The sequence below is a fragment of the Microcystis sp. M_QC_C_20170808_M9Col genome, from assembly GCF_007095495.1.
Classification (GTDB): Bacteria; Cyanobacteriota; Cyanobacteriia; order Cyanobacteriales; family Microcystaceae; genus Microcystis; species Microcystis aeruginosa.
Genome location: NZ_SFBZ01000162.1, coordinates 1 through 22,630, shown reverse-complemented (window position 1 = coordinate 22,630; position 22,630 = coordinate 1). Strand labels below are relative to the sequence as shown.

19 protein-coding genes and 1 tRNA gene are annotated in these 22,630 nt (G+C 43.2%); 14 read left to right on the top strand and 6 right to left on the bottom strand.

The features are described from left to right. Positions 1–45: 45 nt before the first annotated feature. From EWV68_RS09605 to EWV68_RS09575, 7 genes are all read left to right on the top strand, one after another. Positions 46–118: transfer RNA gene (locus tag EWV68_RS09605), tRNA-Phe, on the top strand. A gap of 255 nt (positions 119–373) precedes the next feature. Continuing rightward, positions 374–1,117 (top strand): HEAT repeat domain-containing protein, encoded by a 744-nt coding sequence (locus EWV68_RS09600; protein ID WP_287169622.1) that lies wholly within the window; start codon positions 374–376, stop codon positions 1,115–1,117. Next, the gene (locus EWV68_RS09595) at positions 1,101–1,718 is read left to right on the top strand and encodes a flavin prenyltransferase UbiX (RefSeq protein WP_190722355.1); all 618 of its coding nucleotides are present in this window, start codon (positions 1,101–1,103) and stop codon (positions 1,716–1,718) included. Before EWV68_RS09600 ends, EWV68_RS09595 begins: the two co-directional genes overlap by 17 nt. Positions 1,719–1,902: 184 nt before the next feature. Beyond that, positions 1,903–2,517, top strand: coding sequence for a LapA family protein (locus tag EWV68_RS09590; RefSeq protein WP_287169620.1), 615 nt, complete (start codon positions 1,903–1,905; stop codon positions 2,515–2,517). Positions 2,518–2,712: 195 nt separating this feature from the next. Then, positions 2,713–3,924 carry an RNA-guided endonuclease InsQ/TnpB family protein gene (locus EWV68_RS09585; RefSeq protein WP_061430958.1) on the top strand — a complete coding sequence of 404 codons (1,212 nt, stop codon included), beginning with the start codon at positions 2,713–2,715 and terminating at the stop codon, positions 3,922–3,924. Between the two features lie 49 nt (positions 3,925–3,973). Further along, positions 3,974–4,498 (top strand): acetolactate synthase small subunit, encoded by a 525-nt coding sequence (gene ilvN / locus EWV68_RS09580; protein ID WP_002732118.1) that lies wholly within the window; start codon positions 3,974–3,976, stop codon positions 4,496–4,498. A gap of 202 nt (positions 4,499–4,700) precedes the next feature. Continuing rightward, positions 4,701–6,953 (top strand): PBP1A family penicillin-binding protein, encoded by a 2,253-nt coding sequence (locus EWV68_RS09575; RefSeq protein ID WP_287169618.1) that lies wholly within the window; start codon positions 4,701–4,703, stop codon positions 6,951–6,953. A gap of 210 nt (positions 6,954–7,163) precedes the next feature. On the opposite strand, the gene EWV68_RS09570 is transcribed toward EWV68_RS09575, so the two are convergent. The 3 genes from EWV68_RS09570 to EWV68_RS09560 all read right to left on the bottom strand — a co-directional run bounded on the left by EWV68_RS09570 (position 7,164) and on the right by EWV68_RS09560 (position 10,194). Beyond that, complete coding sequence (locus EWV68_RS09570) at positions 7,164–8,234, bottom strand: calcium-binding protein (protein WP_287169616.1); 1,071 nt, start codon at positions 8,232–8,234, stop codon at positions 7,164–7,166. Positions 8,235–8,369: 135 nt separating this feature from the next. Continuing rightward, on the bottom strand, positions 8,370–8,903 hold the full coding sequence (gene pgsA / locus EWV68_RS09565) for a CDP-diacylglycerol--glycerol-3-phosphate 3-phosphatidyltransferase (protein ID WP_061430962.1): 534 nt from the start codon (positions 8,901–8,903) through the stop codon (positions 8,370–8,372). A gap of 196 nt (positions 8,904–9,099) precedes the next feature. Then, positions 9,100–10,194: a fatty acid desaturase family protein gene (locus tag EWV68_RS09560; RefSeq protein ID WP_287169615.1), complete on the bottom strand. Its 1,095-nt coding sequence runs from the start codon at positions 10,192–10,194 to the stop codon at positions 9,100–9,102. Between the two features lie 245 nt (positions 10,195–10,439). Between EWV68_RS09560 and EWV68_RS09555 the strand changes: the two genes are divergently transcribed. From EWV68_RS09555 to gyrB, 7 genes are all read left to right on the top strand, one after another. After that, positions 10,440–11,588 (top strand): sigma factor-like helix-turn-helix DNA-binding protein, encoded by a 1,149-nt coding sequence (locus EWV68_RS09555; RefSeq protein WP_287169614.1) that lies wholly within the window; start codon positions 10,440–10,442, stop codon positions 11,586–11,588. A 16-nt stretch (positions 11,589–11,604) separates the two neighbouring features. Further along, a complete protein-coding gene (locus EWV68_RS09550) occupies positions 11,605–12,969 on the top strand; it encodes a DUF1822 family protein (RefSeq protein WP_287169612.1) in 1,365 nt (454 codons plus the stop codon). Between the two features lie 32 nt (positions 12,970–13,001). Beyond that, the gene (locus EWV68_RS09545; protein ID WP_287169610.1) at positions 13,002–15,662 is read left to right on the top strand and encodes an ABC transporter substrate-binding protein; all 2,661 of its coding nucleotides are present in this window, start codon (positions 13,002–13,004) and stop codon (positions 15,660–15,662) included. Between the two features lie 107 nt (positions 15,663–15,769). Further along, a complete protein-coding gene (locus tag EWV68_RS09540) occupies positions 15,770–16,489 on the top strand; it encodes a PspA/IM30 family protein (protein ID WP_287169609.1) in 720 nt (239 codons plus the stop codon). Between the two features lie 11 nt (positions 16,490–16,500). Then, entirely contained in the window at positions 16,501–17,850 is a 1,350-nt protein-coding gene (locus tag EWV68_RS09535; protein WP_287169608.1) for an ABC transporter substrate-binding protein, read from the top strand. A 263-nt stretch (positions 17,851–18,113) separates the two neighbouring features. Next, a complete protein-coding gene (locus tag EWV68_RS09530; protein ID WP_061430969.1) occupies positions 18,114–18,824 on the top strand; it encodes a response regulator transcription factor in 711 nt (236 codons plus the stop codon). A gap of 299 nt (positions 18,825–19,123) precedes the next feature. Beyond that, positions 19,124–21,790, top strand: a complete 2,667-nt coding sequence (gyrB, locus tag EWV68_RS09525; protein ID WP_287169607.1) for a DNA topoisomerase (ATP-hydrolyzing) subunit B — start codon at positions 19,124–19,126, stop codon at positions 21,788–21,790. Between the two features lie 78 nt (positions 21,791–21,868). Here the strand turns inward: gyrB and EWV68_RS09520 are convergent, their stop codons facing one another. From EWV68_RS09520 to EWV68_RS09510, 3 genes are all read right to left on the bottom strand, one after another. Next, positions 21,869–22,066 (bottom strand): hypothetical protein, encoded by a 198-nt coding sequence (locus tag EWV68_RS09520; protein ID WP_041804248.1) that lies wholly within the window; start codon positions 22,064–22,066, stop codon positions 21,869–21,871. A 138-nt stretch (positions 22,067–22,204) separates the two neighbouring features. Further along, positions 22,205–22,354 (bottom strand): BrnT family toxin, encoded by a 150-nt coding sequence (locus EWV68_RS09515; RefSeq protein WP_287169633.1) that lies wholly within the window; start codon positions 22,352–22,354, stop codon positions 22,205–22,207. 84 nt (positions 22,355–22,438) lie between these two features. Beyond that, positions 22,439–22,630: transposase (locus EWV68_RS09510; RefSeq protein WP_287169606.1), on the bottom strand; the 192-nt coding region annotated here is incomplete at its 5' end.

Here is a 22,630-nt window from a genome sequence, read left to right as displayed (position 1 = left end):
CAATTATTTCGAGGGCGTGCTATATTGAGAAAGGACAAAAAAAACGCCGAGATAGCTCAGTTGGTAGAGCAGAGGACTGAAAATCCTCGTGTCCGCGGTTCAAATCCGCGTCTTGGCATCGGAAAAACACGAAAATCTGCCCTGTATTTACTTTCTAGTCTGCTAGGTTTTGTAAATGCAAGAATAGGCGGTGAGAATGCGTCTTAGCTTATCAGTGATGATACGGGCTGCCTATCTTCGCTCGGATTTGGATCTTCAGTTCACTGATAACTGATAACTGATAACTGATAACTGATAAGTCTCCCCAACCAGCAACTACTTTTTGATTTTTGGCTTGACGTAAGCGGTCACGGATTAAGATAATCTAACAAGTATGTACGATAATGAAATCCTAGACTCTAACAACTCCTTAAATAATCCTCTCGATGGGAGCGATCCGGACCTAGCAGCGGAAATCCCCCCCGATCCAGAGGAAATGCTCTTATTGCTTACTTCTGCTCATCTGAGCGAGAGAATGATCGCGGCCCGCGCCTTTTGTGAATTGCGTGACGAAAGAGCGATCGCTCCTTTACTAGAGATGTTAAGCGATGTCTGTCCCCTAGTGCGTGTCAGTGTCGCCTACGCTTTGGGCAGAAATCCCAGTCTTAGCGCTGTGGAGCCTTTAATCGAGCTACTGGCCAGAGATTGGAATGGTTACGTCAGAAAAGGGGTAGTTTGGGCCCTAGGTAACTGTGGTGATCGCAGAGCGATCGAGCCTTTGGTTCATGCTCTCAAAACTGATATTTCGGCGGTGCGATTATGGGCTGCCAGTAGTTTGGCCCAGATTGCCAAGGTCAATTATGAAGATATCATCACCGTCTTGCCGCCTTTAATTGAAGGATTGCGTCGAGATTTAATCGCGGCGGTGCGGAGTAATTGCGCTTGGTCGATCGGTCAATTATGCCGAGAATTGCCCTTAAATGTGATTTATGCCACGGCGATCGATGCTTTGATCGAGGCCTTGGTGGAAGATGAGGATTTAGGTGTCAAGGAAGATGCCAGGGGTGCTTTATTAAAAGTGGGCGACCCGAGAGGATTACAATTGATCGAGGAATTAGAGCTTGAAGGAATTATCTAAACCGCTAATTTTGGGCGTTACGGGGGCATCAGGGCTGATTTATGCCGTCCGTACTCTCAAATATCTACTTTTAGCCGACTACACGATCGATCTAGTGGCCTCCAAATCAGCTTACACTGTCTGGCAAGCAGAAGATAATGTGCGGATGCCTCCAGAACCAGAGCTGCAAGAACAATTTTGGCGCGGCCAATGCGGGGTGATGGAAGGGGGAAAATTACGCTGTCATCGTTGGGGCGATGTGGGGGCAACGATCGCCAGTGGTTCCTATCGCACCCTTGGTATGGTAATTATTCCCTGTAGCATGAGTACAGTGGCCAAATTAGCGGGGGGATTAAGTTCCGATTTGCTAGAAAGGGCGGCCGATGTGCAGATGAAGGAGGGCAGAAAATTGGTTTTAGTGCCGCGAGAAACCCCTTTTAGTTTAATTCATCTGCGTAATTTAACCACTTTAGCCGAGGCGGGCGTTAGAATCGTGCCAGCAATACCGGCATGGTATCACCATCCCCAATCGATCGAGGATTTGGTCGATTTTGTCATCGCTCGTACCCTCGATCAGTTAGATATCGATTGTGTGGCCATTAATCGCTGGCAAGGACATTGACAGTTATCAGTTATCAGTTATCAGTTATCAGTGGGTAAGTTATCAGTTATCAGATGTAAGTTTTAAGTTAATTAGTTAGTTAGTTATCTTTATCTTTATACCTGTTTACTGTTTACTGATCACTGTTTACTGATCACTGTTTACTGATCACTGTTTACTGATCACTGAATCAAGGGAGGTAAAAATGGGCTGGATTATGGTCTTATTTGCGATCGCTGTAGGCGGATTACTGATCTGGCAGAATCTGGGGGTGATCACTTTGGTCTTTTTTGGCGGTATTATGACGGTAAAACTGCCCCTAGCGGTCTGGGTGTTACTTTTCACCCTAGCGGGAATTATCAGTGGTTTCACCCTGCAATTTCTCTATAGTTTTGGTCGTCCTTTGGCCGCCCCAAAAGCTTCCCCTCCTATAGCCAATAATCCTCAAGTCCCACCCCCATCTCCCCGACCTACCTATATTCAAGATCGCGCCGCTTCTCCACTGGGTAACGATTGGGAAAGAGATAGCGGTGATGATTGGAATTTTGATGCACCCCCCGAAAAACCGACTACCATTCAGGATCGGGAAGAATTCCCGCCTAGGGTTGCTGATGGGGAAAAAGCGAATTTTGTCAAGCCCCCACAGGACAGTTCTCAAACTGGCTCGGTTTATTCCTATAGTTACCGCACGGCCAAACAGACTCGCGGGGAAAAGGCCGATCAAGTTTACGATGTCAATTATCGGATTATTACGCCCCCTGCTCAGGATGAAAACGAAGATCGGGAGGTAAACAAAGCGGATGAAGAAGAGTGGATTTAATTTGACAGAGTAGAGGTTTCTACCTGAATCCCTCAGAGAAGACAAACTGTTCCGGCCTTGTCTCCTGTCTTACCGAAAACTTGGGTTTAAGGTTCCCCGCCATGCCCGCGTAGCAGAGGGCGGCTTTTAGGTGATGGGTTGTCAGTTTAATATTTAATGTGTTAAAATAAGTTTATTCTTAAAATTTTAGAGTAAATGTTTGTCCTAGAGTTTAAAGTTGAGGCTAAATTAAAACAGTATCAGGCTATAGACGATGCTATCCGCACCGCTCAATTCATCCGTAATAAATGCTTAAAGTATTGGATGGACAACAAAGGTGTAAATAAGTATGATCTATCAGCTTATTGTCGAGTTTTGTCCCATGACTTTAAATTTGCTAGTCAATTAAATTCTCAAGCAAGGCAAGCATCGGCTGAAAGGGCATGGTCTTCTATTTCCCGTTTCTTTGACAACTGTAAGCAGAAGGTAATCGGAAAGAAAGGCTATCCTCAGTTTAAAAAGTTTTCCCGCTCGGTTGAATACAAAACAACAGGATGGAAGCTTCTTAACCCTAAAACCATTCATTTCAGTGATAAAAAGGAGATTGGAACACTTAAACTAAAAGGGACTTGGGACTTAGGATACTTTCAGCAGTCTGACATTAAACGAGTTAGGCTTATTAAACGTGCTGACGGCTATTATTGTCAATTTGTTCTCTCTTGTGAAGTAAAAGAGGATGTTAAACCATCAGGTAAGTGTATCGGAATAGATGTGGGATTAGCTTCTTTTTATACTGATCATGAAGGTAATAAAGTTGACAATCCTAAATTTTTAAAAAAGTCCGAGAAAAGATTAAAACGACTTCAAAGACGATTATCTAAAAAGAAAAAGGGAAGTAAAAATCGTCAAAAAGCTAGACAAAGATTGGCTAAGGCTCATCTTAAAATAAGTAGGCAACGTAAAGACTTTGCTGTAAAGTTAGCAAGGTGCGTAGTTCGCTTCTTAGATGTGATAGCCCAGGTCGATTTAAGAATTAAGAACTTAGTCAAGAATCATTGTTTAGCTAAATCGATCAATGATGCGGCCTGGTATCAGTTTCGAGAATGGCTGGAGTATTTTGGGGTTAAATTCGGCAAGATAACGATTGCTGTCCCACCGAACTATACAAGCCAAAACTGTTCAAACTGTGGTGAAGTTGTTAAAAAATCTTTATCGACTAGAACCCATCAGTGTAAGTGTGGGTGTGTTTTAGATAGGGATGAAAACGCCGCTATTAATATCCTTAAAAAAGGGTTAAGTACCGTAGGGCATACGGGAACTTTTGGGCTAGACCCGATGAACGCTTGGGGAGAGAATACCTCTACTTTTTCAGAAGTAATTCTGTCTAAGCAAGTAATCTCTTGGAACCAAGAATCCCCGTCGCTTTAGCGCGGGGAGTGTCAAAATGGGGAAATCTAGGTTGTGTAGATAGAGCGCCATGAAACACACATTATCCGTATTAGTTGAAGATGAAGCGGGAGTCTTAACCCGTATTGCTGGATTATTCGCCCGTCGCGGCTTTAATATTGAAAGTCTGGCCGTGGGTCCTGCCGAACAGATGGGAGTTTCTCGGATTACGATGGTAGTACCAGGGGACGAGGACAGCATCGAACAGTTAACCAAACAACTGTACAAATTAATTAACGTCCTCAAGGTGCAGGATATCACCCAAACCCCCTGTGTGGAAAGGGAATTAATGCTGATTAAAGTTAATGCTACCGCCGAGCGCCGGGCCGAAGTGATCGAATTAGCGCAGGTATTCCGGGCGCGGATTGTGGATATTTCTGAGGAAACCCTGACCATCGAAGTGGTAGGGGATCCGGGTAAAATGGTGGCGATTATGCAGATGCTGAATAAATTTGGCGTTCGCGAGGTGGCCCGTACCGGTAAAATTGCTCTGATTCGCGAGTCGGGAGTCAATACGGAATACCTCAAAGCTTTAGAGGCTAAAATGTCAATTTAGGGATATTGGGTATGAATTGGGAATTGGGAATTGGGGAGATGGGGTGTTAGGGTTTTAGGGTGTTGGGGTGTTAGGGTGGTCACTGCGTGCGCGTTGCGGGGGGTGTTAGGGTGTTGGGGTTTTAGTTGAAATTCCCCACTTCCCAACTTCCCCACTTCCCCTATTGCCTATTGCCTTCAGAAGCTGATAACTGATAAAAACTATGTCTAAGCAGTCGCCGAAAACCCAAATTAGTCAACTTGTCACCGTTGCCGTGCAGAAATTGCAAGGAAAGGTGAATTTTCAGGCGGTAAATCTCAAAAAAGGGGCGAGAGTTCCCGAATTACGCCTTAAAAACGAGAATGGCAGCGGGGAAAGCAAATATCCCCTTATCGGCGATCGCTATTTGTTGGGTCGTAGTTCCAGTTCCTGTGATATTACTATCCGTAACACTGTGGTGAGTCAGATTCATTGTTCCCTGCAGCGTGACCCGAAAAATCCCCATAATTTCCTGCTCACAGATGAAAACTCCACCAACGGGGTTTATATGGGTAAACGTCGTCTCAAAAGCGTTTCCCTGCGTCATGGTGATAGCTTTACCCTGGCCCCCCCAGACTTAGCCAATTGTGTCACCATCTCCTATTACTGTCCCCCTCCCCTGTGGGCGCGACTTTTGCGCTATGGTTTCTATGGTGCGGGTGGTATTTTCGGTTTATTAGTTTTAGCGGTTATCTGGGAAAGTCGCAAAGTTAATGTTTATCCACTCCCTTCCGGGGTGAGCGGTCCGGTGGTGGTTTACCCTAGGGATGGTCAAACTCCCCTCAATCCCATTCGACAGGAAACTCACCGAGAATTAGATAATCTGGGCGATTTTTCTCCCTATCTGCCCCAGGCGGTTGTCGCTTCCGAAGATAGTCGTTTTTACTGGCATTTTGGCGTTGATCCTTTGGGGATTGTCCGGGCTGTTATGATTAATTGGCAAGGTCAAGGCATTCGTCAAGGGGCCAGCACCCTGACTCAACAGTTAGCGCGTAGTTTATTCCCCGAAGTCGGTCGCCAAAATACTGCCGATCGCAAACTCCGGGAGGCTGTGGTCGCCCTACAATTAGAAGCGGTCTATAGTAAGGATACAATTCTCAAAACCTATCTCAATCGAGTTTATCTCGGTCTGGCCGGTTACGGTTTTGAAGATGCGGCCCGCTTTTATTTCGATAAATCCGCTAGAGATTTAGATATCTCCGAGGCTGCTACTCTTGTGGCTATGTTACCCGCCCCGAATCGATTTAATCCCATTCAAGATTACGACACTTCCGTACAATTACGCAATCGTGTCATCGATCGCATGGCCCAATTAGGCATGATTTCCCCAGAAGCGGCGGCCAGCGCCCGCAGATCTCGCATTGAAATCAGTCCCCAAGCCAAAAAATCCCTATCTAGTACGATTGCACCATATTTTTATAGTTACGTTTTCCAGGAATTACAAGACCTTTTAGGCGAAGAAGTGGCTAAAGAGGGCAATTTTATCGTTGAAACCAGTTTAGACCGCCGGCTGCAAGCGATCGCAGAAAAAAGTTTAAAAAATAATGTCCTAAAGCAAGGACCCCGCTATCGATACTCCCAAGGGGCTTTAGTTACCCTAAACAGTCAAACCGGGGAAATTCTCGCTTTAGTCGGGGGAGTTGATTATCAAAAAAGCCAATTTAACCGCGCTGTCCAAGCTAAACGTCAACCCGGTTCCACTTTTAAGGTATTTGCTTATACTGCCGCCCTAGAAAAGGGAATATCGCCCTATAAAACCTATACCTGCGCTGGACTCTCTTGGCAAGGACAAGCCTATTCTCCCTGTGAACGTAGTAGCGGGGGGGTCAATATGTTTCAAGGTTTAGCGCGATCGGAAAATAGCGTCGCCCTTCGCATTGCTCGCGAGGCAGGATTAAGTAATGTGGTCAATGTGGCGGAACGTTTGGGGGTCAAATCACCTTTAAATCCCGTACCGGGGCTAATTTTAGGGCAAAGCGAGGTAAATGTCTTGGAAATGACCGGCGCTTATGGGGTTTTTGACCATGGCGGGCGCTGGAATCGTCCCCACGCCATTAAACGCATTCTCGACGCTTCCGACTGTAAAAATGTGGAGGATTTGAGTACCTGTCGGGTTATTTATGACTATGGCGACGATAGCGATAGAAATCAGCAGGTAATCTCCCCTAAAACCGCCGAAACGATGAATAGTTTATTGCGGGGGGTGATAACTAATGGTACAGGAGGCGCTGCCAGTATTGGCATGGGAGAAGCGGGTAAAACGGGAACTACTAATAATTATGTGGATCTCTGGTTTATCGGCTATCTTCCCCGGCGCGACTGGGTGACAGGTATTTGGTTAGGTAATGATAATAATTCTCCCACTTCCGGCAGTAGTCAACAGGCAGCCCGGTTATGGGGCGATTATCACCGTCAGTTAATCACTACACAAAACTAATCCCAATACTACTAGCTACTTTTCCCGTTGCCTATTCCAGAGTTCCCTAAAACCAGAGACTTTGTACCTCACTATTAAGATAACTGCTTTAAAGTAATAAGGGTGTCTTAGCTAAGGCTAACACACCCTTACCGATCATTTCTAGTGGCTTAATTTTCCCCAAAAAATCCACAATTGCCCGACCCACCGCAGTGGATGGACAGGGATAGATTAGATAACAACAATATTAGTATTGGTGATAGCTGCAAAGTTACTGAGGGTTGCGATTTGAACCGCAGCAGTGACACCAGTACCATCTACGTCAAACCGTAAAGCACCATCAGTGGTGTTATAGATAAATCTTTGCGCTGTAGTAGTGGCGCTGGTAGCTCCCGCACCAGACAGGAATTGTGCAGTAGTCAAAGCACCGAGACTCGGTAAAGCAGTAGAACCGCCGAAACCAGATCTAGTAACGTTGATAATATCCTCACCAACAGCGGGGTTAAAATCGGTGATGGTGTCAATGCCGTGGGTAGAACTACTGAAAGCAAAACGGTCAGCACCAGCGCCGCCGGTTAGGGTATCAGTTCCCGGACCACCGTTTAGGGTATCGTTTCCATCGCCACCATTGAGGCTATCGTTTCCATCGCCACTACCCAGGAGATCATTACCATTGCCACCGATTAGGGTATCGTTTCCCGATACACCAGTTAGGGTATCGTTTCCATCGCCACCGATTAGGTTATCGTCACCACTACCACCATTTAGGTTATCGTCACCACTACCACCGATGAGGGTATCCTTATCAGGTCCACCCCCTATGAAATCGTTGAACATACTACCTGTAATGAAATAGGGAGCCATGTTGGAGAGTGGTGCGATCGTAGTTTCACCGTCGATGGGCATAGAGTCCAAATTTATTGGTGTCGTACCTGCGGCTTTCGTGTAAAAAGGATCGTTGGTGACGTTGATTTTTAGTTGATGAGTGCCGCCAACCGTAGATCTAACAAAGGTATTGGTAGCTGCTGCCAGGTCAAAGTTCTTAGAATAGGCTGTGTTGTACCCGGAAAGGGTTGAGGTAACATTACCAGTCGTTCCGTTGAATAATCTCCAAACCGTAGTGCCGTCAAGGAAAACGCCAATGGAAGTGAGATTATATGTACCCCCGGGTGTTGTCGGCAGGGAAATAGGGGCATTAGGATTGGCTTCCAAGAACTTGGCAACTGTGTTATGTTGACCAACCGTGAAACTAGCGCCCATGGTGGCTTTTTCAAAAGATACGGTAATAGTGTCAGTGGCCATAGTTTTTTCTTTGAATGATATGTTTGAATTTGAAGAGTTTGACAATACTCTACTCGATTATTACACACCCAGAAAAAAATCCAACCTTTTTCTCTTGGTTTGTTTCCTGAATTATTGCTAATAGTCAAGTTTTTATCAATTTTGGGTTAATTTTCGGCTGGGTGTGATATAAATCACGCCAGAAATTAAAGTTAATGCTACTGATAGCCAAAAGGCAATCTGAGAAATTAAGTTATATTCAGAAGGCAAGGGAGCAATTAAGAGAGCGATAGCGACAATTTGGCTGACTGTTTTGCTTTTTCCCCACCAATTAGCCCCTTTTATGTCGCTATTTCCTGTTAAATTCGGATTAATGCGCCAACCAGCGATCGCTAATTCGCGAGCGAGAATCAAAAATACTCCCCAAGCAGCAATTAAATCCATTTCAATCAGAGCTAAGAGGGGAGCGAGAACCAGCAATTTATCGACCAAAGGATCGAGAAATTTCCCTAATTCGGTGATTTGATTGAATTTTCGCGCTAGATAACCATCGAGCCAATCGGTGCTGGCAGCAATCAGAAAGATAATTAAACTTAACCAGCGATCGATTTCTGTGCCTTGGTGCAACCAGTATAAAATTAATGGCAGTCCCAAGAGTCGCGATAGGGTAATCGAGTTGGGTAGGTTCATTTTTGTTAGGGAAGTGGGGAAGTGGGGTGTAGGGTGTGGGGTGTAGGGTGTGGGGTGTAGGGTGTAGGGTGTAGGGTGTGGGGAAGTGGGGAAGTGGGGAAATTTCAACTAATACCCCAAAACCCTAAAACTCCAACTCCCTAAAACTCCAACTCTCAACTCCTGCCTCCTGTCTCCCGGCTCCTGACTCCTGATTTTAGCTGGCTAATTTGAGATCGAAATTACTTTGTTTATTGCCTAATTGTCTGAGCCAACGATAATTATAAGCTAAAGCACCTCGCAGGGTGGGATAAACGGCATAATTAACGCCAAATTCTTGGCAAACTTCCGCTAAGATTGGGGCAATTTTGGGGTAGTGAATATGGCAAATTTGCGGGAAAAGATGGTGAACAACTTGATAATTTAATCCCCCTAAATACCAATTTAAAAAGGCATTTTTAGGAGCAAAATCTACGGTAGTTCGCACTTGAAAGATTGCCCATTCGTCTTCGATTTGGTTAGCTGCCGAGGGTTGAATAAATTCGGCGGGTTCCAAAACGTGAGCTAACATAAATACATGACAGGCAAGCACTCCATAGGTCATAAAAGCAATGAGAAAACCGATCGCTATTTCTAGGGGACTATAACCAACTAAGAGAGGAATGCCAATAAACCAAAAGAGATAAACAACTTTTCCGCTCAATAAAACGAATAGATCGATCGGTTTAGGATTAGGAATTTTAATCTCGCCAAAACGATGACCAAAGAGAATAGAGCGCACATCGGAGAATGACCAATAGATAGGAATTATAGCGTAGAGAATCGGGATAAATAAATGTTGATAACGATGATACCATTTATGCTCGGCATGGGGAGTCATTCGCACGATACCATCGCCGTGAATTTCCACATCGTACCCTAAAACATTGGTGTAGGTATGATGGAGATAATTATGACGAAAACGCCAGAGATAACTGGAAGTACCGATGATATAATCGTAGGTCATGCCAAGGAGAGAATTAACCCATTTTTTACTAGAATAGCCGCCATGGTTTGCATCATGACCAATGCTAAAACCGATTCCTGCTAATCCTCCTCCTAAAACCAGACAACCGATAATTTTTAGCCACCAGATATCCGGACCAAAAAGTACAAATAGCCAAGCGGCAATTACCCAAGTTAAAATCGTGATCGTCTTCAGGTACATGGCCAAATTATCTCTGGTGGGGATGCCGTTTTCGGTAAAATAAGCATCAACCCGTTTATTCAATTCCTTTCTAAAACCCTGATTTTCGGTAAAAGTTACTCGCATTCCTAATTTTTGTCCTAGAAGTTGATATGACGGCTATTTGTGGCAGCTCAGAGTGAATTTATGAGTCTTGTACTGGTTTGCTAAGGCTGTCTCACTATAACTGATAGTTTCTCATCAGTCTCTCATCTATTGTCAGAGAAAGAGGTGCGCTTGGCAAGGCAATCGCTCAATTTATTTGCTACTCTTGCAGAAAATCCTCGGTTTTTACCTAATCAGATAGCAGATACCTGTAGCCGGTGATAGAGATGAGCATTAGGTGCTTTTGTACTACTATTAAGACCATTGAAGGCGATCGAGTTTTCTGGTGTGAAGTGCCACAATTAAGAAAATCGATCGATGCGATCGCTGGAAGCGTGGCCGATGATGAAGCGGTGTATTTTTATCTGTGGCAATGGTTACAGAATGATCCTAATAACCAATTACTCAAGTCCCATTGGATGGTTTTCTTACAATATCGCTCCTGTATGGTAACTCAAAGGGTTTATCAAAATGTCGGTCATCGGATCGATGCTGATTATGAAACCCTATTCTACTATTTGCTGAATTTGCTTTCTACGGCAATCACCAACAATCCTCGCAATTTTTACGGTAACTTTCAGGATAACAAGACCAAACCGGGATTTTTTCGCTTAATCTTAGAAAAATGGACAGATAAAAAATTAAGAAATACTCTCTATAATTTTCTGCGAGGAGAGTATAAAACGATTGGCAGGACTAATCTCGGTATAGTCAGTCTTTTTAGTGCGAATAAAATTCAAAAAGTTTTACGAACATCGGGTATCTTTACCGAGAATCATCTGCTAATATTTAACTGTTTTCGAGAGGTTAAAAAAGCTTCTCTTAGATCATTGGATAAGTGGCAAGAGGAGGATTGGCAACAGGTAATCGATCGCCTACGGCAGTTACAACCGCAAGTTATTCTCACCGTTGAGGAAGTGCAAGCAAAACTCAATCAAATAGGGGAGATAATGCGTAATCATATCGATCCTCCTTACTCTAAATTTGAGCCTACTAATTATGACGATAATAGCAATTACTTTTGGGAAAATATCCCCAGCAAGAAGCCAAGTAAAGATTTACTACAACAGCAAGAAATCCAGGAAGATATTAATAAGTTATTAATCACTCTTGAGGATGAAGTTAAACAGATTGTATATTGTTACTATCATCAAAAGATGACGCAAGCACAGATCGCTAATCGATTGGGAGTTCACTCATCTACTATTAGTCGAGAAATAACCCAATTATGTAAAAAAATTTATCAGCTACTCTGTGCAAGGGAAGGCAAAGATTGTCCTATTTTGTTAAATGAGATTAAATTACAATCTCGGCAAAAACAAGAGATCGATGCTTATCTGGAATATTTTTGTCAGTCCTACTTAACTCAAATCTAATCTGTTAGGAGATACCATGAAAGTCAACCTCGATATTTTGCAACAAATTAACCCGAAATCCCTTTGGCTAACTTTTTCGGAAACAGAGATTAAACAAGCTCGATCGATTCTCGGTCAATACTCTAATCAAACCGCCAAAAATCAGGCTTTGATTAATTACTTAGTGCAAATATGCCTAAGCAATTGGCTGAAAGATAATCTTGATTGTTCCCTTCAAATAATACCTGAAAACCATCAGTATCTTTGGGAGTTTATTAACGGGTTTACTTGGCAAATTGAAGATAAAAAAGTTACCACTATTCCCAGTCAAGCTATTGACATTGAGGGATTGACAATAGAGCAAGAATGGGTTGATATTCCCGATTTAGCGGCCGATTTTTATCTAGGGGTGCAGGTAGATTTAGCAGAAAAATTTCTCAATATCTGGGGTTTTATATCCAGAAAAGATGTTAAAAATCTCGCAGAATACGATCCAATTTACCATCAATATTATTTGGACAGTGAGCAAATTATTGATGATTTAGATATTCTTTGGCAGAGTTGTTTAGAGGGAGAGAGTGAACAAGAAAAACTGGAATCTTTAGCAAATTTATCGCCAGCAACAGCAGAAAATTTAATTAAAAAGTTAGGTCAAGTTTCACCCTATTCTCCGAGATTAGATATTAGTTTTCAGCAGTGGTTAGCTTTGTTAAATAATCAACAATGGCGAGAAAAACTTTATCAGCAGCGTTTAGAGGTAATCCCCACTAAACTTAGTCAATGGTTGCAGGGAATTATTACAGAGAAATGGCAGGAAATCCTCAACACTCTCGACAATTATCGTCCAATTAATCCAGGGTTTTTGTTGGCTGCTGAAAAAATCAGCGGCCGAGAATCTCCGACAGATATTCAGCGAGAAATTAGACAACTGTATGCTAGTCAAAAAGAGGTGGAATTTTCGGAACATTTAACCCCACAGGAAGCTTTAGCAAAACTGCAACATCAAACCCAAGATGAAACTATTCGCTGGCAAGCGGCCGAATATCTCTGGAATATCGATCCTCATTATCCTAATGCTGCTATCCGTAAAATGCTCGATGTGGGTAGTCAATTAATGGGTTATAAAATCGCTTTAATGGTGGGAGTTTTATCGACCAGTGACCAGAGAATTGCTGTCTTAATTCGTGCCTATGCCATGGACAATTTTGCCAAGCTACCCCCCGGTTTATCTTTGCAAATTAGCGATGAAATAGGCCAATTAATCCCCGGTTTAGAAGCAATAGCAAGGGAGAAACCCTTAGATAGCTATCTACAGCTTTATTTTCTAGCTGATGCCGACGATCGCTTTAATGTTAACCTAAGTTTAGGGGACAGTAGCATTACCGAACAGTTTAGGATTTAATAGAGATAGCAGAAAATGTCAAGGGTAAAGACATGAGCAGAGTTGTGATTCTGAAAATTGGTGATGGCAGTTTTGAAACGGGATTTTCCGTCACTCTAGAAATTCGTGACAATCATCTCTTGATAGCACCTTTTGCTGACGGGAAATTAGTCCCTAACCTTGACATTGCTGCCGCTTTGCAAAATTATCGTCGAGCTTATTATCATTGGGTAGAAAGTCAACCCAGTTTAGGAATTACCGTTCCTCATAGTATGATCACCCATGCAGCGGTAGGTGATCCTAGAGACAACCTCAGAAAAGCCACTCAAACTTTAAAAGATAGCTTAAATGAATGGCTAAATTCCAGTTCTCTGAGTTCGATACAAAATCGTATCTTGTTCCATATAGGTACTGAGTCAGAAGTAAGATTTTTTATCCAAACTACCCACTTTGATTTACAACAAATTCCCTGGGAGTGTTGGAATTTTTTACGGGATTGGTGGAATGATGTGGAAATTGCTCTTACTATCCAGAGAAATCCTCCGATAATTAACCTTACTCCTCCGATTAAGGTTTTAGTAATTTTGGGCAATATTGACATCGAAAACGAGCATAATTCCCTGTGTTTATCCAGTTTGCAAACGTTACTAGGAAACCAAGATAAGGTTTCTCTGCATATATTAAGTCCAGGTTTAAAAGATACTCTTTCACCGAAAAATATTCACAAAATATTAAGTCCAGGTTTAAAAGTTCCTCTTTCACCGAAAAATATTCAGAATGAGTTGATCAAAAATCCATGGGATATTGTAGTTTATTTAGGTCATAGTCAAACCACTAGCGACGGACATGATGGAGTTTTTATCATTGATAATGATACGGCTTTATCTCCTGAACATAATTTAAGAAATTCCCTAGAAATAGCTGTTAAAAAAGGCTTAAAACTTGTTATCTGTAACTCCTGCGATGGGTTAGGTATCGGTCGTCAGTTGGCTAATATCGGAGTACCCCATATTATTGTTATGAAAGAACCCATCGCTGTGCGGGTTGCTTTGAGATTTCTAGAAGTTTTTCTTCCCAATTTTCTTGAACATAAATCCCTACAGGAATCCTTAACAAGCGCTCGACAAGAATTAAGATTACATGAATTTGAGAAGGATGCTGCTAGTTCTTCTTTACTGCCTCGTTTGATAGAAAATCCTGAAGAACCACCGTTAATTTTACCTTTACCCCCTGAAAATACGGAGGAAAATCACCAAAATAGTTATGAGCAAAGTTGGCCTTTACGTCTATCTAGTCGCTGGAAACAAGCTCTGTTATTTATTTTAAGTATTCTGGTAACTTTATCAGTTTTATATTGGGGAGGAGTATTTTCCTATGATGCTAGTAAATACCCAGAAATTAGCTTAGGTGAAGAAATATTATTAAAGACAAACCGACAAGATAACAGTATTGAACGGGGAAGACAAGCTTTTAAAAACCAAGAATATAAACAAGCAATTCAGCTTTTTAAACAATCCCTTGATCGCTTGCCCAATAATCCAGAGATTCGCATCTATTATAATAACGCTCGTGCGGCCTATCAAGACAGAAATCCCTTAAAAATTGCCACCAGTGTTCCGCTTGGTAATAATCCAGAAACTGCTCAGGAAATTTTACGAGGTATTGCTTTATTCCAAGAGGAGTTAAACGATGAACAGGCCAAAAACCCCGATTTTCACTTTCTACAGGTAGTGGTCGCTAATGATAATAATAGCCCCGTAGATGCCAAAGATCGAGCCGAAAAATTTGTTAAAGATCCGTCAATCTTAGCAGTGGTTGGTCATAATGCTTCTGCTGCTAGTGAAGCGGCCAAAGATATCTATGTACAAGGGAAAATTGTTGCCCTATCTCCCACCAGCTTTTCCCCGAAAATCTCCGGTAATGGCTATGTGTATAAGATGGTTCCCGATCTGGAAACTTTTGCCACAACCTTAAGTGAATACATCCGCAAACAAACTGACAAGCTAATTATCCAAAACCCCACTAATTTAATTTGTTACGATAATCGCTCTGGGGATAATTATAACTTCGCTCAAAAATATAGAAACATTCTTCTCGGTCAGCAGTTTCAAAAAGTCATTAAAGATGCAGATTTTGACTGCAATATCGAACCAAAAAATAATTTAGATCAAGAGAAAATTTATCAAAAAATCGCTCAATACCAAGTAAATATTCTCATGATTGCTCCCTATATTAACGATCTGAAAAGAGCCGTCAGTATCTTTAAGCAACGTCCCGCACAACAGTTAAACTTAGTGATTTTAGGTTCCCCCACCTTTCAAAGTTATCTCACCCTTGCAGAAGGTAAACAAGGAGTAGAAAATTTAGTTATCACCGTGCCTTGGTATGATCTCAAACAAGATAATTATATCCACAGTTTTTGGCAAAATAAGATCAATGTTTGGCGCACTCCCATGGCCTACGATGCGACCAAAGTTATCCTCACCGCTTTGCGACAGTTATACCAACAAGGACAAAAATTCGATCGAGAATTATTAAATCAAGTTTTAAGAAACGATTTTTCTATCGAAGGAATGACTGGCACTGTTAGATTCGATGAGAATGGTGTCCGCAACATGAACAATAATCCTGATGATCGCCGCTACTTGATTCTACAGGTCAAAAAGGGTCAATTTGTCCCCCTCGCTCCCATTAAATCTGCCGGTCCAGTCTAAACCTTCCTATCCTTGTCAAGACTTTTTACAAAAATTAACCTTACCCACTGCATCAAAGTCGGCCATCACTCCTAATTAACAGGTAACACCTCTAGGAGACAAACGGCATGAAATTGTTAAAAAAATTAACCCCAAAGGCCTTGATTTTTTGGCTGATCGGTGATAAGGCAGGAAATTCTCTCGTTGCGATCTGGAATTGGTTGTGGGGTATTCCCATCGAATCCGGCGGCAAAATTGCCGTAGAATCGGCCAGAGAATCCCTAGAATCGATGCAAAAATCCCTAGCGGAATTGACAGAATCGGTGGCGAAAGTAGTAGCGGCCCAGCAATCAGCCCAAGCACAATACGAGGCAAAAAAACAGGAACACACAAACTACTTGCAGCAGGCTGTCACCGCTCAAAAAAAAGGTCTTCAAGAAGCGGCAAGACTGGCTATGGTTAAGGTTATCTCCCTAGAAAAAATTCTACCCGCCATGAAAGATCGGGTTGATAATGCCGAAAAAGTGGTCATTGCTGCTAAGGAAAAACTTCGCAAAGAGCAGGAAAAAATCGAGCATTATAAGTTAGAAATGAGCAACTTAAAAGCGATTAGTTCCATGAATGAGGCTTTAGGTAAAATAAACGAATTTGATAGTAGTCTCAACCTCAATACCTCCCGCGATCGCTTTGAGGATGCCAATGAAGCGATTAACGACCGTTATCGAAAAGAAAACGTCTATAGTGAATTAAGCGAGAACTATAGCGAGAAATTAGCTCAAGAAATCGATTTCTTAAGCCTTGATGACGAAATTAACCGCCGTTTAGCCGAATTAAATCAGCAAAGTTAAGGAGTAAAGCGATGACAAAGACCAGCAAAAAAGCGGGTTTACCGCCAATTTCCTATGTTTTACTGGGGTTGATCGGTTGGTTTCTTTTTCCCCAAATCTCGGCAATATTTGCCCCAAAAGCCGATAATAATCCCCGCATCAGTTACGGCAATCATCTCCTGATCAAAACTAATTCTAACACCACCAAAGAATCAGCGATCGCTGCCATTGCTCAAGGTGATCACCAAGAAGCAGAGCAACTCCTGCAAAAATCCCTCGCTCAACGTCCCAACGATCCCGAAAGCGTAATTTATCTCAGCAACCTGCAAACTGGCTCAAATCCCTTTAAAATCGCCGTTGTTGTGCCAGCTACAACTAATCCCAACGTCGCTCAGGAAATATTGCGAGGAGTCGCCAGCGCACAAACCCAGATCAATCAACAGGGAGGGATCAACGGCAGAAAACTGATGGTTATCGTGGTTAATGACGATAATCAGCCGCAGATATCGAAAGAGGTAGCTGGTGAATTAGTCAAAAATCCTGATATTATCGCTGTTATCGGTCATAATGCCTCCGATGCCAGTTTAGCCGCCGCTCCCATCTACGAAAAAGGCGGTTTGGTGATGATTTCTCCCACCTCCCTGGCTAATAATCTCTCCGGTGCGGGAAATTATATCTTTCGTCTCGTGGCTTCTAACGGCAAAATTACGGAAACCTTAGCAAATTACATAGTAAATACTGCTAAAGTCCAGAAAATTGCTTTTTGCTACGATTCTCAAGCTCCTGATAATATTTCCTTTAAAGATGAGTTGATGGCTAATGTGGCGAAAAAAGGCGGTCAAATTGTGCCGATAGTCTGTGATCTGAGTGTCCCCAATTTTAAGGCCGATCAAGCTCTTAATCAGGCGATTTCTGGGGGTGCTAACGGTCTATTTGTCGTCGCTCATGTTGATCGTCTCGATCCCGTTTTTGAGGTTATTCGCTCCAATCGTCAGCGTTTGCCTCTGTTTAGTAGTCCCACCCTCTACAATATTCGCACCCTCGAAGATGGCGGCAAAAACGCCCAAGGTTTAACCCTTGCCGCACCCTGGCACCCCTCGGTTAACCAGACTTTTGCCAATCTTATGCAGGAACAGTGGCGCGGTCCAGTTAGTTGGCGCACAGCCACCAGTTTTGACGCTACACGGGTGATTATTGCCGGTTTAAGGGAAAATACTCAACGTCAGGGCCTACAGTCCAGGCTGCGCTCCGGCAATTTTCAACAAACAGGGGCCACCGGAAAAATTAGCTTTGATCCCAATACTGGCGATCGCATCGGTCAACCGGTGTTAATTCAAGTGCAATCAACTCCCTCCGGTGAGCAGTTTGTCGCTTTACCTTGAAAAGTTCCCAGTCCACCAAAGTCGGGAGAGTTGCCAACTCTCCCCCCCAAAAAATGAGCAAAAATTACAATTATTTCAATGTTCAACCCCGAGCAAGAAATGAATGGCTAATATGTTAAAATATGCCTAAGTAGGTAGGTTTTAAAAATTGTCAGATTCCCCCTTATTAAGGGGAGCAGGGGGCATCCGCACCCCCCTTATTAAGGGGGGCAGGGGGGATCAAAGGCAAAATCTATCTTCAATTAAATTATAACTACTTACTTATGGATATCGTTATTATCGAAGATGAAATTGAAATCGCCCATTTGATTCAGCAAACTTTAGAGCGGGAGTCCTTTACTTGTCATCTGGCTTATAATGGTAGGGTAGGACTAGAACTATTTTATCAAAAGCAACCGGAATTAGTTATTTTAGATTTAATGTTACCGGAATTAGACGGACTAGAATTGTGTGCTAGAATTCGCCAAAAACCCGGGACAAAAGACCCCTATATCTTAATGTTAACGGCTAGGGGAGAAGAAATCGATCGCATTATCGGTCTATCTACGGGAGCCGACGATTATATGGTCAAACCCTTTAGTCCCCGGGAATTAACCGCTCGCGTAAGGGCATTATTAAGACGTAGTTTAAGACACGATAGTCAACCCCAGCAACTCCATCGCAGCCGTCATTTTCTGATCGACTTAGATCAACATTCTGCTGTTCGTAAATTGGAAGGAATGCCGGAGGAAACCCTCGATTTAACCACCTTAGAATTTAATCTACTCGCTACCTTTGTCAGTTATCCCAATCGCGTCTGGAGTCGCACCCAATTAATCGATAATCTCTGGGGAAATGATTTTTTTGGCGATGAAAGGGTAGTAGATACCCATATCCGACGCTTACGCAAAAAAGTAGAACCCGATCCTGCTAATCCGATCTTTATCAAAACTGTAGTCGGTGTCGGTTATAAATTTGAGGATGACATTATTTAAAGAGGCAAAAGGCAAAAGGCAAAAGGCAAAAGGCAAAAGGCAAAAGGCAAAAGGCAAAAGGCAAAAGGCAAAAGGCAAAAGGCAGCTTTGTTCTCCCCACACCCCACACCCCACACCCCACTTCCCCACTTCCCCACTTCCCCACTTCCCCACTTCCCCACCTCCCACACCCCAACCCCAATAAAAAATTCTCCCTAAAGCCATTTAAGCAGTCTTTAACCCTTATGTGCTAAAATTTTTGAAGATTTTGCCATTCATTTAGGTTCAATCAGGGATCACAGCCTTTTCAGGGAAATTTTATGACAAGTAACTACGGCGCGGAACAGATACAAGTTCTCGAAGGGTTAGAACCAGTCAGGAAGCGGCCGGGGATGTATATCGGTACGACTGGGCCGCGGGGACTACATCATTTAGTCTATGAAGTGGTGGACAACTCGATCGATGAGGCCCTAGCGGGTTACTGTACTCATATCGAAGTGGATATCAAGGCCGATGGTTCCGTCAGCGTCACCGACGATGGCCGGGGTATTCCCACCGATGTTCACCCCACCACGGGTAAATCTGCCCTCGAAACCGTTCTCACTATACTTCATGCTGGCGGTAAATTTGGCAGTGGTGGTTATAAAGTGTCGGGAGGGTTACACGGAGTCGGGATTTCCGTCGTTAATGCCCTTTCTGCATGGGTCGATGTCACCGTCTGGCGCGATCATAAAGTACATACCCAACGCTACGAAAGAGGTATCCCCGTCACAGAATTGGTCAGCAGTCCCAGTCAAGAGGAAAAAACGGGAACTAGGGTTAATTTCCTGCCGGACACCGAAATTTTTAGCCAAGGCATCGAATTTGATTACAGTACCCTCTCCGGACGTTTACGAGAACTAGCCTACTTAAATGCCGGTGTTAAAATCACCTTTAGCGATTACCGTCCCGAAGAACCCCACATCGAAACCTATTGTTATGAGGGGGGTATTAAAGAATACGTCGCCTATATGTGTCGGGAAAAAGAAACCCTGCACAAAGATATTATCTATGTATCGGGGGAAAAGAACGGAATTAATATCGAAGTGGCGTTTCAGTGGTGTATAGATGCCTATAGCGACAATATTCTCGGTTTTGCTAATAATATCCGCACCATTGACGGGGGAACCCATCTAGAAGGATTAAAGGCAGTTCTGACTCGTACTTTAAATAATGTCGCTCGTAAACGCAATAAAATTAAAGAAAACGAGCCTAATCTAGCGGGGGAAAACGTCCGTGAGGGTTTAACCGCCGTTATTTCCGTCAAAGTCCCCGAACCGGAATTTGAGGGACAAACCAAGACCAAATTGGGTAACACCGAAGTCCGGGGTATTGTTGATTCCCTGGTGGGGGAAACTCTCAACGAATACTTAGAACAAAATCCCCAAGTAGCCGACACGATTATCGAAAAAGCAGTACAAGCGTACAAAGCGGCGGAAGCGGCCCGTCGGGCCCGGGACTTAGTACGACGGAAATCGGTCCTGGAATCCTCACCTTTACCGGGTAAATTGGCTGATTGTAGCGAAAGAGACCCAGAAAGGTCAGAAATTTACATCGTTGAAGGGGACAGCGCCGGCGGTTGTTTTCATGGTGATACAGAAATCGCCCTTGTCGATGGACGCAACCTCAGTTTTAAACAGCTAGTGACCGAACAAGCCCAAGGAAAGGAACATTTTTGTTATACCATTCGTGACAATGGCACGATCGGGGTTGAACGAGTTATTAATGCCCGCATCACCAAAAAAGACGCAGAAGTAATTAAAATTACTCTCGATCATGGTGAAGCGATTATTTGTACTCCTGACCATCTTTTCCTGTTAAGAGATGGTAGCTATAAACCTGCTGCGGCTTTAACTCCAGAAGATGCTTTAATGCCTTTGTATCGGAAATTGTCCGCTCTTCATGACCCCGGAATCACCATTAGCGGTTATGAAATGGTCTGGAATCCCGCTTCCGATTCTTGGTTGTTCACTCATGCGATCGCTGATGGGTATAATCGTTGGCAGGGAATTAACACAATCAAGAAAACTTACTATCAAAAAACCCTAGCGACCTTAAAGCAAATTGAGATCGATCGAGGTTATATTGATTTGGAAGCTTATCAAAAATATCGGCTTCAGACGCGGGATAAATCAATATTGCGATTTGATTCTTTCTGCGATCGCTACTTTGATGGTGATAAAAATAAAGCCTTAGAAGCGGTGGCTAATTACAATCATCGAGTTGTGGCGATCGAGCGATTAGAAACAAGATTCGATGTCTATGATATCGAGGTTCCTCATACCCATAACTTTGCCCTTGCTTCCGGCGTTTTCGTCCATAACAGTGCCAAACAGGGGCGTGATCGTCGTTTTCAAGCGATTCTACCTCTGCGGGGAAAAATCCTCAATATCGAAAAAACCGATGATGCCAAAATCTACAAAAATACGGAAATTCAATCCTTAATTACGGCCCTCGGTTTAGGGATTAAAGGAGAAGATTTCGACCCCTCACAATTGCGCTATCATCGCATTGTTTTAATGACTGACGCTGATGTGGATGGCGCCCACATCCGAACTTTGTTGTTAACTTTCTTCTATCGTTATCAGAAGAATTTAATTGACCAAGGTTATGTATATATCGCCTGTCCTCCTCTCTATAAATTGGAACGCGGTAAAAATCATTCCTACTGCTATAGCGATCGAGAATTACAGCAAAAGATAGCGGAATTTCCCTCCAATGCTAACTACACCATCCAACGTTTTAAAGGGTTAGGAGAAATGATGCCCCAACAACTTTGGGATACTACCATGAATCCTGAAACTCGCACTTTAAAACGGGTGGAAATCGAAGATGCAGCCAAAGCTGAGGAATTATTTACGATTCTTATGGGCGATCGAGTTGCCCCCCGGCGGGAATTTATCGAAACCCACGGACCGCGTTTAAATCTTACGGATTTGGACATTTAAACGGTAACTTTGGGCTGTGTTAGTCTAAGCTAATACAGCCCCCGATAAAATCCCCAAATCCAGTTACTAATCGGAGGGTTAGGGATTCAAGGAAACTGGGGTGCATTCCACGACTTCATCGAAAAAATCAGCCGGCAGCGGTGGATTATCGGGGTCTTCTAGGGCGTTTTTGGCAATTTCCGCCTCGCTCATCCCTTTAACTTTCTTCCAGTCTGTTTTGCCTTTCAACTTCGCCCACTGTTCGCGGGTGACTCTGGTAATATGTTCTTCGTTCACGGTTGTTAGCCCTCCTAGCACTAATTAGGGTCTGCAGGGAAAAAGTCCAGGGATTTTCCCCCCGACCACTCCCATATCTGGTACTTTTTGATTGACAAAAAGTCTAAAAGTCTTACCCAACAAGGTTTTTAGATTTATTCAGCTAACCCTAATTATTCGACGAACCGAGCCACGCCATGTATAAACCACCACCAAAACGATATTATCGATTGTACCCACTAGAATCACTCGAATTTCGCCGTAATTCTGACGGTTATCCACGCGCTCGATTATCGGCCCGCTAAAAATCGCTTCCAGGTCGGCGAAATCTATGCCGTCTTTTTCTATATTAGCCTGACGCTTATCGAAAATTTGGGTTAAAACCCCGTCGTTTTACGACGGCTTTTCCTGATCTTTGATATAAGACTTAAGAACTTCCAGTGGCGCACCTCCTACAGAAGAGACGAAATAACTGGGCGACCAAAGAGCGTCTTTCCCGTATGGCTTAGGATATCCAGCTTGTCCATACCTACGACTAGAGACTCCTTTTAAAGAATTGACCATTACAGAAATAGATAGTTTCGG